Annotated in this window: 15 protein-coding genes; 8 read left to right on the top strand and 7 right to left on the bottom strand. The window is 66.2% G+C overall.

The features are described from left to right. The first annotated feature begins 94 nt into the window (after positions 1-94). Both ACEWX3_RS19355 and ACEWX3_RS19350 read left to right on the top strand, forming a co-directional pair. Positions 95-721 (top strand): TetR/AcrR family transcriptional regulator, encoded by a 627-nt coding sequence (locus tag ACEWX3_RS19355; protein WP_221360961.1) that lies wholly within the window; start codon positions 95-97, stop codon positions 719-721. A 28-nt stretch (positions 722-749) separates the two neighbouring features. Further along, on the top strand, positions 750-1,646 hold the full coding sequence (locus ACEWX3_RS19350; protein WP_374157366.1) for an SDR family oxidoreductase: 897 nt from the start codon (positions 750-752) through the stop codon (positions 1,644-1,646). 50 nt (positions 1,647-1,696) lie between these two features. Here the strand turns inward: ACEWX3_RS19350 and ACEWX3_RS19345 are convergent, their stop codons facing one another. From ACEWX3_RS19345 to ACEWX3_RS19335, 3 genes are read right to left on the bottom strand one after another with little or no spacing between them, the layout of a single operon-like run. Beyond that, entirely contained in the window at positions 1,697-2,866 is a 1,170-nt protein-coding gene (locus ACEWX3_RS19345; protein ID WP_374157365.1) for an AAA family ATPase, read from the bottom strand. A 39-nt stretch (positions 2,867-2,905) separates the two neighbouring features. After that, positions 2,906-3,976, bottom strand: coding sequence for a DNA polymerase IV (locus ACEWX3_RS19340; RefSeq protein WP_374157364.1), 1,071 nt, complete (start codon positions 3,974-3,976; stop codon positions 2,906-2,908). Continuing rightward, entirely contained in the window at positions 3,973-4,581 is a 609-nt protein-coding gene (locus ACEWX3_RS19335) for a TetR/AcrR family transcriptional regulator (RefSeq protein WP_374157363.1), read from the bottom strand. The genes ACEWX3_RS19340 and ACEWX3_RS19335 overlap by 4 nt, the downstream gene beginning before the upstream one ends. A gap of 80 nt (positions 4,582-4,661) precedes the next feature. Between ACEWX3_RS19335 and ACEWX3_RS19330 the strand changes: the two genes are divergently transcribed. The 5 genes from ACEWX3_RS19330 to ACEWX3_RS19310 all read left to right on the top strand — a co-directional run bounded on the left by ACEWX3_RS19330 (position 4,662) and on the right by ACEWX3_RS19310 (position 9,266). After that, positions 4,662-5,213 carry an NAD(P)H-dependent oxidoreductase gene (locus ACEWX3_RS19330; RefSeq protein ID WP_374157362.1) on the top strand — a complete coding sequence of 184 codons (552 nt, stop codon included), beginning with the start codon at positions 4,662-4,664 and terminating at the stop codon, positions 5,211-5,213. Between the two features lie 545 nt (positions 5,214-5,758). Continuing rightward, positions 5,759-6,013: a redoxin NrdH gene (locus ACEWX3_RS19325; protein ID WP_207066344.1), complete on the top strand. Its 255-nt coding sequence runs from the start codon at positions 5,759-5,761 to the stop codon at positions 6,011-6,013. 47 nt (positions 6,014-6,060) lie between these two features. After that, positions 6,061-6,513, top strand: a complete 453-nt coding sequence (gene nrdI / locus ACEWX3_RS19320; RefSeq protein ID WP_207066343.1) for a class Ib ribonucleoside-diphosphate reductase assembly flavoprotein NrdI — start codon at positions 6,061-6,063, stop codon at positions 6,511-6,513. Next, entirely contained in the window at positions 6,480-8,651 is a 2,172-nt protein-coding gene (gene nrdE / locus ACEWX3_RS19315) for a class 1b ribonucleoside-diphosphate reductase subunit alpha (RefSeq protein ID WP_374157361.1), read from the top strand. Before nrdI ends, nrdE begins: the two co-directional genes overlap by 34 nt. A gap of 135 nt (positions 8,652-8,786) precedes the next feature. Continuing rightward, complete coding sequence (locus ACEWX3_RS19310; RefSeq protein ID WP_374157360.1) at positions 8,787-9,266, top strand: MarR family winged helix-turn-helix transcriptional regulator; 480 nt, start codon at positions 8,787-8,789, stop codon at positions 9,264-9,266. Here the strand turns inward: ACEWX3_RS19310 and ACEWX3_RS19305 are convergent. After that, positions 9,263-10,009: an SDR family NAD(P)-dependent oxidoreductase gene (locus ACEWX3_RS19305; RefSeq protein WP_374157359.1), complete on the bottom strand. Its 747-nt coding sequence runs from the start codon at positions 10,007-10,009 to the stop codon at positions 9,263-9,265. The genes ACEWX3_RS19310 and ACEWX3_RS19305 overlap by 4 nt on opposite strands. Before the next feature lie 147 nt (positions 10,010-10,156). Beyond that, a complete protein-coding gene (locus ACEWX3_RS19300) occupies positions 10,157-10,537 on the bottom strand; it encodes a DUF5997 family protein (protein WP_374157358.1) in 381 nt (126 codons plus the stop codon). Between the two features lie 28 nt (positions 10,538-10,565). On the opposite strand from ACEWX3_RS19300, the gene ACEWX3_RS19295 reads away from it, so the two are divergent. Beyond that, positions 10,566-11,279: a LysR family substrate-binding domain-containing protein gene (locus ACEWX3_RS19295; protein WP_374157357.1), complete on the top strand. Its 714-nt coding sequence runs from the start codon at positions 10,566-10,568 to the stop codon at positions 11,277-11,279. Positions 11,280-11,340: 61 nt separating this feature from the next. On the opposite strand, the gene ACEWX3_RS19290 is transcribed toward ACEWX3_RS19295, so the two are convergent. Beyond that, positions 11,341-11,601 (bottom strand): contact-dependent growth inhibition system immunity protein, encoded by a 261-nt coding sequence (locus tag ACEWX3_RS19290; protein ID WP_374157356.1) that lies wholly within the window; start codon positions 11,599-11,601, stop codon positions 11,341-11,343. A 175-nt stretch (positions 11,602-11,776) separates the two neighbouring features. Further along, on the bottom strand, positions 11,777-12,103 hold the full coding sequence (locus ACEWX3_RS19285; protein ID WP_374157355.1) for a contact-dependent growth inhibition system immunity protein: 327 nt from the start codon (positions 12,101-12,103) through the stop codon (positions 11,777-11,779). Positions 12,104-12,235 lie beyond the last annotated feature (132 nt).

Raw genomic sequence — 12,235 nt, 5'->3', positions numbered from 1 at the left:
ACTGTGGTCGATGTCACCTGCGCTCATCCTGGTAGCACGACTTGACGCATGTCAAGTTTGGCCGAGGGCGAGTCGTGGTGCGAAGGTCTAGCCCATGACTGCCGAACCCAACGACACCCGCCAGAGCCGCGGCGACCGGCAGCGTGAGGCGATCATCACCGCCGTCCGTGAGCTGCTCGAGGAGCGCTCGTTCGCGGAGTTGTCCGTCAGCACCATCAGCGAGCGGGCCGGCGTCGCGCGTTCGGGTTTCTACTTCTACTTCGAGTCCAAGTACGCCGTGCTCGCGGTGATCGTCGCCGACGCGATGGAAGAACTCGACAAGCTCACCCACGACTTCGCCCCGCGAGAGCCGGACGAATCCCCGTCGAAGTTCGCCGAACGCATGGTGGGTTACGCCGCGGCCGTGTTCGCGTCGAACGACCCGATCATGGCTGCGTGCAGTCTGGCTCGCAGCACCGATGCGCAGATCCGTGAGATCATGGACGACTTCCAGGACACCGTGGTCGACAAGATCGTCGGCGTCGTCGACCAGGACGCCGGGGCCCGGCCGGTGTCGTCGGACATCCGGGGGTTGGTGCGGACGCTGACCGCAGTGACGTCGATGACGCTGTCGCACGACAGTGCTTTCGTCGGCCGCGACCAAGACCCTGCCCGGGCCGTCGAAATCGTGCAGCGCCTGTGGCAGTACGGCCTGTGGGGCCGCGACGACCTGCCGAGCTGACGGTGGGTCGCCGGTAGGGTCGGCTGTCATGGCGCAGCAGAGCAGCTCGAACCCCGGATTCCGCACCGGCTTTGCGGGGAAGCGCTGCTTCCTGACCGGGGCGGCGAGCGGGATCGGCCGCGCGACGGCGCTGAGGCTGGCCGCTGAGGGCGCGGAGCTCTACCTGACCGACCGCAACGCCGAGGGGTTGGCTGCGACGGTTGCCGACGCCCGTGCGCTGGGGGCCGTGGTGGCGGCTCATCGTGTCCTCGACATCTCCGAGGTCGACGAAGTCGCCGCGTTCGCGGCGGATATCCACGCCAGTGGGCCCGCGATGGACGTGGTGATGAACATCGCCGGCGTGTCGGCCTGGGGCACGGTGGACAAGCTGACCCATCGGGACTGGAAGTCGATGATCGACATCAACCTGATGGGCCCGATCCACGTCATCGAGAATTTCGTGCCGCCCATGATCGAGGCGCGCCGCGGCGGACACCTGGTGAACGTCTCGTCGGCCGCCGGGTTGGTCGCGCTGCCCTGGCATGCCGCCTACTCGGCGAGCAAGTACGGCCTTCGCGGTCTTTCGGAAGTGTTGCGGTTCGATCTCGCCCGTCATCGCATCGGGGTGTCGGTCGTGGTGCCCGGGGCGGTGCAGACCCCGCTGGTGGACACCGTGCACATCGCGGGAGTGGACCGCGAGGACCCGCAGGTGCGCAAGTGGACCGGACGGTTCTCCGGTCACGCGGTGTCCCCGGAACACGCCGCCGAGCGGATCTTGCGCGGCGTCGCCAAGAACCGCTACCTCGTCTACACCTCGCCGGACATCCGTGCGCTGTACCTGTTCAAGCGAACGATGTGGTGGCCCTACAGCATCGCGATGAAGCAGGTGAACCTCGTGTTCACCCGGGTGCTGAAGCCGAAGAAGGCAAAGCCGCAACAACGCTGACAACCAACAGCGCAACAGCGCCGACGCTTAGGGCGCAACAGCGCAGAGGTTCAGCGCGTACCCCAGTCCCACGGCGGTGTGGTGAGCAGACCCTGCTCTGCGATCCGGGTCTCGCCCCAGTCCTTGTACAGTTCGAGCTCCCATCCATCGCTGTCCTCGGAGCCGAGCGGCGCGGCGCCCAGGCACTCGCGCAGCGTCGGCGAGTGCGTCACGACGATCAGCTGGGCGCGGGTGGCGGCCGACGCGATCAGCGCCGCCAAAGGCCGGACCAACTCGGGATGCAGAGAGGTCTCGGGCTCGTTGAGCACCATCAGCGAGGGTGGCTGCGGGCTCAACAGCGCGGCCGCCCACAACAGGAAACGTAATGTGCCATCCGAGATCTCGGCGCTGCGCAACGGGCGCAGCATGCCCCGCTGGTGAAGCTGCAGGTCGAACAGGCCATCGTTGACCGTCACCGACACCGTCGCACCATCGAATGCGTCGGCGACGGCGCGGGCGAGATCATCGGTACCGGTCTCGAGGATAGTCTGCACGGCGGCCGACAGGTCGGCGCCGTCATCGGCGAGTACCGGGGTCCGGGTGCCGACCTGGGGCCGTCGCGACGGCGCGTGGGGGTCGGCCCGGAAGCCGTCGTAGAACCGCCAGTCGCGCAGTCGCTCCCGCACCATGACCAGCTCCGGCGTCGCCCCCGCCCAGTCGGCGAGGACGCTTCGATGCGCAGGAAGGTCGCGGACGAGCTCGTCGAACCCGTGCCCGGTATCGGCTGCTACCTCGACGTATCCACGCGTCCTGCGCACCAGCGTCGTCGCGCGCCGGGCGGCGGGCCCGGAGAAGATCACCTCGCGTTTGATCTCGGGGTCGCGCCCGAACGCGGTCTCCTTGGCCTGCGGGAGGCCCAGATCCACCAGATAGCCGAAATCGTCGGAGGCGTAACCGAGTTCGATGGAGACCGGGCGGGTACGCGGGCCGCCCTCGGCGGTGCCGGTCCGACGCGCACCGCCGAGGTGCTCGGGGCCGGCCCACAATGCCGAAGCGACGCCGCCCTCTCGGGCGAAGGACCCGATCACTTCGCCGCGCCCGCAATCGGCCAGCAGGCGCAGCGCCCGGTACAGCGACGACTTGCCGGTGCCGTTGGCGCCGGTGACGACGGTGAGTCGGCGCAGTGGCACCACCACCTCGCGCAACGACCGGTAGCCCCGGATCGCGACCGTCTGCAGCATGGTTGCGACGCTAGCGGTCCCCGCCGACATCACCGACGATCACTGTGGGGCCGGCGTGGGGGCGGGCATCGCCAACTCCAGTCGCACGCCGAGCAGACGCACCGGCCTGTCCAGGTCGAACAGATCGAGCAGCTCCAGAGCCGTGGTGACGACCGGGCCGGGGTCGGTGGTGGGCAGGTCGAGTTTGCGGATCTTGGTGCGGGTGAAGAACGTGGCGGTGCGGACGGTGACCGCGACGCGGGTGACGAGGCGGTGCTGTTCGACGACCTCGGCCAGGGTGCGGTGGGCCAGGTCGGTGACCGCGTCAGCCATGTCGGCGCGGTCGGTGAGATCGGCGGCGAAGGTGACGACATGGCTGCGTGAACGCGGCACCCACGGTTGCGCGCTGACGGTGTCGTCGCCGCCGCCCTTGGCCAGCAGCAGGATCCACAACCCCGTCGTCGGGCCGAATGCCGACGTCAGGATCGCCGCGTCGGTGCCGGCCAACTCGGCGACGGTGGTGATCCCCATGGCGGCGAGTTTCTTCGCGGTCTTCGGTCCGACGCCCCACAGCGCGTCGACAGGCCGGTCGCCCATGGTGGCCAGCCAGTTCTCGTCGGTCAGGGCGTGGATGCCCGCCGGCTTGCCGAATCCGGTGGCGACCTTCGCGCGCTGCTTGTTGTCGCTGATACCCACCGAACAGGTCAGACCGGTCTGGGCGGTGACGAGTTCCTGGATGCGGCCGGCGAGGTCGACGGCCTCGCGCAGCTCGACGAGGTCACCGCCGACATAGGCCTCGTCCCACCCCCACACCTCGACAGGATGGCCCAGGTCGCGCAGCAGACCCATCACCTGCTCGGAGGCGGCGTCATAGGCCGCGGGGTCGGATGGCAAGAAGGTCGCGTCAGGACAGCGGCGGGCGGCCCTCCGCAGCGGCATGCCGGCATGGACGCCGAAGGTACGTGCCTCGTAGGAGGCACATGTGACCACCTTGCGCGGCTCGGACGGGTCGCCGTTGCCGCCGACGATGACCGGTAGGCCGGCGAGTTCGGGATGGCGCTGCAACTCGACCGAGGCCAGGAAAGCGTCGATGTCGACGTGCAGGATCCACGGTCCGGCCGCCGGGGTCATGTCCCGCAGAGCTTGCGCGCCACCGTCTCCCAGGCATCACCGAGATCGACCAGGCTGCGGCCGCGGTCGGTGAGCTCGTGCCGCACGTAATCGGCGTCGAGCAGGTCGAGCAGAGCGGTGGCCTGGGTGTCGAGGTCTCCCGATGTGCCCGCGCTCTCGAGCAGCAGCCGGATATGGCTGTGGTGCAACGTCATCGGAGCGTTGAACCGCATCTGCGGGTCACGGTTGACGTCGGAGAGCAGAGCGTGGTGGGTGTCGACGAACTTGAGGCGCTCGCGACCGTAGGCGAGCAGGCGCTGCAGGGGAGGGGCGCCTGGACCCAGGGGCGGAGGGCCGAACAGGATGGCCTGCTGCTGAGCCTTCTCGTCCTCGTCGAGCAGCACCACCATCAGGCCGGCGCGGCTGCCGAACCGCCGGAACAGCGTGCCCTTGCCGACGCCGGCCGCCGCGGCGATGTCGTCGGTGGTGACCGCGTCGGCGCCGCGCTGGTCGACCAGCCGGCGCGCGGCCTGCAGCAGCAGGGCCCGGTTGCGTGCGGCGTCGCCCCGCTCGGGCGGGCCGGCTTCGCTCACCGTCAGCGTCGGCAACCGGTCAGACACAGGCACCTCACAACTCTATCCCAGCCGGAATAATTCGGACTCAAGTCCGGTTAGTGGAGGCGATGACGAGCGAGCGGAGGGTGGACGTGACGGAGAATGCGAACGCGACGGTACTGGTGCTGGTGGGAAGCCTCCGGGCCGCCTCGGTCAACCGCCAACTGGCGGAACTGGCCGCGGAATCGGCGCCGGCCGGCGTCCGGGTCGAGGTGTTCGACCGGCTCGGCGAGGTTCCGTTCTACAACGAGGACATCGACGGACCGACCGTGCCCGAACCGGCGCAGGCGCTGCGTGCTGCCGCCGGCCGCGCCGCCGCCGTTCTGGCCGTCACGCCCGAATACAACGGCAGCGTGCCGGGGGTGTTGAAGAACGCGATCGACTGGTTGTCCCGGCCGTTCGGCGACGGGGCGATCAAGGGCAAGCCGCTGGCCGTCGTCGGCGCGGCGCACGGCCGCTACGGCGGCGTCTGGGCGCACGACGAGACCCGCAAGTCTTTCGGCCTCGCCGGAGCGCGGGTGGTCGAGGACCTGAAGTTGTCGTTGCCGACCGCCGAGCTGGGGGACCGGCATCCGCGGGAGAACGCCGAGGTCACTGCCCGTTTGCGTGACATCGTCGGCAAACTGCTGGCCGAGACCGACTGACGCTCGTCGGTCCGGCCGAGGTTGCCGCTCTGGCGCAGCGGCTCTGCTGGAACGCCATCGGGGTGGAAGCGCAGGTGGCTGAGCGCGGGAAATGCCGTCCCACTCTGAGTTTGCGGAGCCGGCGAACTGTTTGCTGGCGGGTTTGGGTGGCGGTACCGAGGGTGCGCGTCGTGTCGGTGGCTGGTGCTAGACATCTCTTGTGGCTTCCCGACACGCCGATGTGATGCGCGACACGCCGGACGCCGCGCTGGTCGCAGGCTTACGACCTGGGAATTTCAGAAATGTCATTCAGAACATCTTGTATCCCTTCGCAATGTCGGACACTAGGTGTAGTGTTTCGAACACCGACGGACCCCCAAGATCTGGTGGTCGGCCGGAGTCACCAGATCCGGCGGAGTCGGCCTACCGGCCCGGCGGGACGTGGCCCGGACGGCCAGGAATTTCACGGGCCGGCGGGCCGCTGAACCTCAGTGGGACGCACCATCCGACCAGTTGCCAGCACCAGCCGTTGACTCGCCTCATTCTCGACAGGAGCCGTAGCGCAGATGACTCAGCCCGCATCCGTCACCGTGTACACCAAGCCCGCCTGCGTGCAGTGCAACGCGACCTACAAGGCGCTCGACAAGCAGGGCATCGCCTATGACGTCGTCGACATCAGCCTCGACGACGAGGCCCGCGACTACGTGATGGCGCTGGGCCACCTGCAGGCGCCCGTCGTGGTCGCAGGCGGCGAGCACTGGTCGGGCTTCCGTCCCGATCGGATCAAGGCACTGGCCGGCGTCGTCTCAGCGTCTGCCTGATCCTTCCCACCTGCCGGCGGGCCCGGAACCGACCTCGAGGAGTCACCGTGAGTCATCTCGTCTACTTCTCCAGCGTGTCCGAGAACACCCACCGCTTCGTCGCGAAGCTGGGATTGCCCGCCGAGCAGGTCACCAGGATCCCGTTGCACGGGCGCATCGAGGTCGACGAGCCCTACGTGCTGGTGGTGCCCACCTACGGCGGTGGGAAGGCCACCCCCGACATCAACAGCGGTGGCTATGTGCCCAAGCAGGTCATCGCGTTCCTCAACAACGAACACAACCGGTCGTTGCTGCGCGGCGTCATCGCCGGGGGGAACAACAATTTCGGCGCCGAGTTCGCCTATGCGGGCAACGTCATCTCCCGCAAGTGTGCGGTGCCATACCTCTATCGCTTCGAACTCATGGGAACCCCGGACGACGTGGATGCCGTTCGTGCCGGACTGGAAGATTTCTGGAAGGAACAGACGTGCCACCAACCGTCACAGCTGCAGAGCCTGTAACCACCGACGGCGCGCACGCGCTTCCGGGCGAAACGGATTACCACGCGCTCAACGCGATGCTGAACCTGTACGACGCCGAGGGCAGGATTCAGTTCGACAAGGATGTGCTCGCCGCCCGCGAGTTCTTCCTGCAGCACGTCAACCAGAACACGGTGTTCTTCCACAATCAGGACGAAAAGCTCGACTACCTGGTCCAGAAGAACTACTACGAGCGCGAGGTGCTCGACCAGTACTCCCGCAACTTCGTCAAGACGCTGCTGGATCGCGCGTACGCCAAGAAGTTCCGGTTCCCGACCTTTCTGGGCGCGTTCAAGTACTACACGTCCTACACGCTGAAGACCTTCGACGGGAAGCGCTACCTGGAGCGCTTCGAGGACCGCGTCGTCATGGTGGCCCTGTCGCTGGCGGCGGGTGACACCACGCTGGCCGAGAGGCTGGTCGACGAGATCATCGACGGCCGCTTCCAGCCGGCCACCCCGACATTCCTCAATGCCGGCAAGAAGCAGCGTGGTGAGCCGGTGAGCTGCTTCCTGCTGCGCATCGAGGACAACATGGAGTCCATCGGGCGCTCCATCAACTCGGCGCTGCAGCTGTCCAAGCGCGGCGGCGGAGTCGCGTTGTTGCTGACCAATATTCGAGAGCACGGCGCACCGATCAAGAACATCGAGAACCAGAGCTCGGGTGTCATCCCGATCATGAAGCTGCTCGAGGACTCGTTCTCCTACGCCAACCAGCTCGGTGCGCGCCAGGGCGCCGGTGCGGTGTACCTGCACGCCCACCATCCCGACATCTACCGATTCCTGGACACCAAGCGGGAGAACGCCGACGAGAAGATCCGGATCAAGACGCTGAGCCTCGGTGTCGTGATTCCGGACATCACGTTCGAGCTGGCCAAGAAGAACGAGGACATGTACCTGTTCTCGCCCTATGACGTGGAACGGGTCTACGGCATCCCGTTCGCCGATATCTCGGTGTCGGAGAAGTACTACGAGATGGTCGACGACAGCCGCATCCGCAAGACGAAGATCAAGGCCCGCGAGTTCTTCCAGACCGTGGCCGAGCTGCAGTTCGAGTCGGGCTACCCGTACATCATGTACGAGGACACGGTGAACCGGGCCAACCCGATCGACGGCAAGATCACCCACTCCAACCTGTGCTCAGAGATCCTGCAGGTCTCGACGCCCTCGGAGTTCAACGACGACCTGTCCTACGCCAAGGTGGGCAAGGACATCTCGTGCAACCTTGGGTCGCTGAACATCGCCAAGGCGATGGACTCACCGGACTTCGCGCAGACCATCGAGGTGGCCATACGGGCGCTCACGGCGGTCAGCGACCAGACCCACATCACGTCGGTGCCGTCGATCGAGCAGGGCAACAACGACTCTCACGCCATCGGCCTCGGACAGATGAACCTGCACGGCTATCTGGCGCGCGAGCACATCTTCTACGGCTCCGAAGAAGGTGTGGACTTCACCAACATGTACTTCTACACCGTGCTCTACCATGCGCTGCGGGCGTCGAACCGCATCGCGATCGAGCGGGGCACCCACTTCAAGGGCTTCGAACGCTCGAAGTACGCCAGCGGCGAGTTCTTCGACAAGTACACCGCCCAGGTGTGGGAGCCCAAGACCGACAAGGTGCGCGCGCTGTTCGCCGATGCCGGCATCCGCATCCCGAACCAGCAGGACTGGGAGCGGCTCAAGGAATCGGTGCAGGCCCACGGCATCTACAACCAGAATCTGCAGGCGGTTCCGCCGACCGGATCGATCTCCTACATCAACCACTCGACCAGCTCGATCCACCCGATCGCCAGCAAGGTCGAGATCCGCAAGGAAGGCAAGATCGGCCGCGTCTACTATCCGGCGCCGTACATGACCAACGAGAACCTGGAGTACTTCCAGGACGCCTACGAGATCGGCTACGAGAAGGTCATCGACACCTACGCCGCGGCCACCCAGCACGTCGACCAGGGGCTGAGCCTGACGCTGTTCTTCAAGGACACCGCCACCACCCGAGACGTGAACAAGGCGCAGATCTACGCGTGGCGCAAGGGTATCAAGACGCTGTACTACATCCGGCTGCGCCAGATGGCTTTGGAGGGAACCGAAGTCGAGGGTTGCGTGTCCTGCATGCTGTGACCGGGATGGTGCGGCCGCCATCGCGAACGTGTTGCCACGGTAGCGCCGAGACGTTCCTCGCTACCGTGGGTGCACGTTCGGCGGCCGGTCGCCGGCGAACGAAGGGGTGCGCGTGAAACGGGCGACTCGGCTGCGGTGACCGATTACCCGCTGACGCCGGTCCAGCAGCGCGCGTGGTTGAGCTACATGCGCGTCTACCATCGGCTCGAGTACGAGATGAACCATCACCTGCGGGCCGAATGCGGACTCTCGCTCTACGACTACACGGTGCTCAACGCGCTGTCGCGCGCACCGGATCGCCGCCTACAGGTGACATCGCTCGCGACGGTGATCGGGTGGGAGCGCAGCCGACTGTCGCACCACCTCGTGAGGATGGCGCGTCGTGGCCTCGTCGACCGTCTGGCGTCGGAGACCGACGGGCGGGGCACGTTGATCGTGCTGTCTGAGCAGGGCTGGGACCTGCTCGTGCGCGCCGCTCCGACGCACGCCGAGTGGGTGCGTCGGGCCTTCTTCGCCGACCTGGATCCCGAACGCGAGGAAGCCCTCGCCGACATTCTCGCCACCGTGCACGAGAGATTGTTGCGCGAGGGCACCCTGCCGTGTCCGGACGTCTAGACCTGGTTGATGCCACCGTCGACGACGATCTCGGACCCTGTCATGAAACTGCTTGCGTCCGAAGCGAGAAACACGACCGCTGCGGCCAGTTCCTCGGGATCGCCGATGCGTTTCATCGGGTTCGAAGCCAGGCCATCCAACATGGCTTGGCGCTGCTCTTCGTCGGCCTCCAAGCCGTGCAGCCCCGGTGTCATGATCGGACCGGGAATGACGGTGTTGACGCGGATTCCGCGGTCGGCCAACTCCGTCGCCCATGTGCGACCGAACGACCGGATCGCGGCTTTGGACGCGGCATAGGCGCCGAACGCCGGGGTGCCACGGGTGGCCGCAGTGGAGCCGGCCAGCACGATCGAGGCGCCGGGGGTGAGCAAGGGCAGTGTTTTCTGCACCGTGAACACCGTGCCGCCGACGTTGCGGTTGAACGTGTCGGCGAGGTGTTCGGGGGTCTCCTCTTCGAGGGTCACGTACTCACCGCCGCCGGCGTTGGCAAAGACGATGTCGAGCCCGGTACCGCCTTCGCGAATGACATCGATCAATCGGTCCAGATCCGCCAATGCGGTGACGTCACTGGCCACACCGACCACGCCGCTTCCGAGGGACGTGGCGGCATCCTGAACCCGTTCTTTGGTGCGACCCGTGATGAACACCTTCGCGCCTGCATCGGCGAACGCGCGGGCGGTCGCGTAGCCGATGCCCGACGTCCCGCCGGTGACCAGTGCTGTTTTACCTGCAAGTGGGGACATCTCATGCTCCTGTTGTCGGGGAACGTCCGTCGCGTTCCGCCCCGCACAACAAGGTGACATGTCACCTTATTTCGCGGTGGTGTGAATCCAGCCCCCGCCCGTCGTCGGTCACTTCGGGATTCCAAGAGGGCGACGCTGAATCAGACCTCACCGCGTCTTGTCTGCACGCTGTGCTTTCAAGCGTCTCTCCTCGCGCAGGACGTTCTGGTAGCTCTCACGCTCGGAGATCAGCCAGTCGGGCTTCTGCTCGAGCAGCGCATCGATCTGCTCGGTGGTCAGTGCCTCGGTGACCCCGCCCCGCGCGAGGCCGGCGATCGACACGCCCAGCTTGGCCGCGACGAGGTTCTTCGGGTGCGGGCCGTCCTTGCGCAGGTCTTTCAGCCACGGCGGGGGATCGGCCTGCAGAGCAGCGAGCTCGTCGCGGGTGATGGGATTCTGCTGGAATTCTTCCGGGGTGGCGGGCAGGTACACATCGAGCTTCTTCGCCGCGGTGGCGGGCTTCATGGACTGCGAGTTCGGCCTGCTCATGGCTCGAGCCTATCGGTACCCTGGCGTGGTGACCCGGACCTCGCTCACCGTGGGATACGTCCCGGGAGTGACACCCGCGAAGTGGGCCCGGACCTGGGCGCAGCGCCGCCCCGAGTTGCCGCTGGAGTTGCGGGCCGTCGCGGCGGCGGACGCGGTGGCCGACGTGCGGGACGGCGCCGTCGACATCGCCATCCTGCGGCCGCCTGCCGATACCTCCGGGCTGGCGGTCATCCCGCTCTACGAGGAGACCACGGTGGCCGTGGTGCCCACCGATCACATCCTCAGCGCCGCTGACGAGGTCACCGCTGCCGACCTCGCGGACGAACCGACACTGTTGCCGATCGACGATGTGGTCGACTGGGCGGAGGCGCCCGGGGTCTTGGTCGAACACCGACCTGAAACCACGCTGGCTGCAATCGAACTCGTCGCCGCGGGCCTCGGCGTGCTGATCGTTCCGCAGTCCCTGGCGCGGCTGTACCACCGCAAGGACCTCACCTACCGCGCGATCGCCGATGCGCCCACCTGTCCCGTGGCGCTGGCATTCCCGAAGGGGGAGCAGTCCGAGCTGGTCGAAGAGTTCATCGGGATCGTGCGTGGCCGCAAAGCCAGTTCGTCACGGGGACACACCGAGTCCGCACCGAAGCGCACCGCGCGGGAGAAGACCCTCGCCAAGCAGGCGGCACGCGCCGCGGCGGGCAAGGTCGCCCGGCGGCCGGGGCGTGCGGGTCGCGGTCGACGCTGAGTCGATACCGCTCGGGATGGCGACGATCCCTCGTTGAAGAATAGGGTCGGGTGGTGAGGGCTCACAGCGAGGATGAGCCGGTGTCGGCCGCATTGGCTCGCTGGCGCAACCGTTCCGCGATCTGGCCCAACCACTGCTTGTAGGTCAGCGGGCTAGGCTCGTAGTAGGCGCCGACCGCATAGCCAAGGAACTGTGCTAGATCCACTTCGGGTCGAGCGTGCCGCAGTTCGTCGATTTCTTGGGCTAAGCGTCGCAGAAGTTCTACCGAAGCGTGGTCGGCGGCATAACTGTCGGCGATCCCTTCCCCGTCATCGGCTTCCAAGTCCCAATCTTGGTGAAAGTATGCAGCGAAAATCGGTGAAAGTCCTTCGAGATTGAACCGCCGTTCATGGGCGGGCGAAATCCTGTGAACTGCAGCTCTTCGCCTGTTCCAACGCCTTTGGAGCCACTCTAAGTCGCAGGCGCTAGATACCCAATCAAAGGTCGGCGCCTCGAAGTCAAGGCGCTCCAAGGTCGCTAATTCCGTTCGCATGCTGGCGGAATCGGTTTGCGATCTGTCTCAGCCACTCGTTGTACGCCAGCGGCGCGGGGCGATTGTCGACCCGGACGACGCGCACGAGGAGTTTCTTCAGGTCTGGCTCAGCACGGGCGTCAAGGAGGTCATCGATTTCCTGGGTCAACATCCGCAGGGGCTCCGCGGCAGGGTGTTCGTTGACACAGTTGTCGACCATTCCTTCCCAGCTATCGGCTTCCAAGTCCCAATCCTGGTGGAAGTTGGTGCCCAGGAACTGATACAGGTCTGTCGATATCGAACCATCATTCATGCTTCGGGAATCCTGTCAGCACGTACCATCCACCGGTTCCATCGCCTCTCAAAACAATCCCAAGGCTAGTGCCTGCAACTGCCTCAATCGAGTGTGCAGCGAAGAAACGGTGCAATCCATTGATGGTAAGTT

This window comes from Mycobacterium sp. G7A2, from assembly GCF_041902445.1.
In the GTDB taxonomy this organism is placed as follows: Bacteria; Actinomycetota; Actinomycetes; order Mycobacteriales; family Mycobacteriaceae; genus Mycobacterium.
The sequence above is the reverse complement of the archived record's forward strand: the minus strand, read 5'-3'. Positions and strand labels throughout refer to the sequence as shown.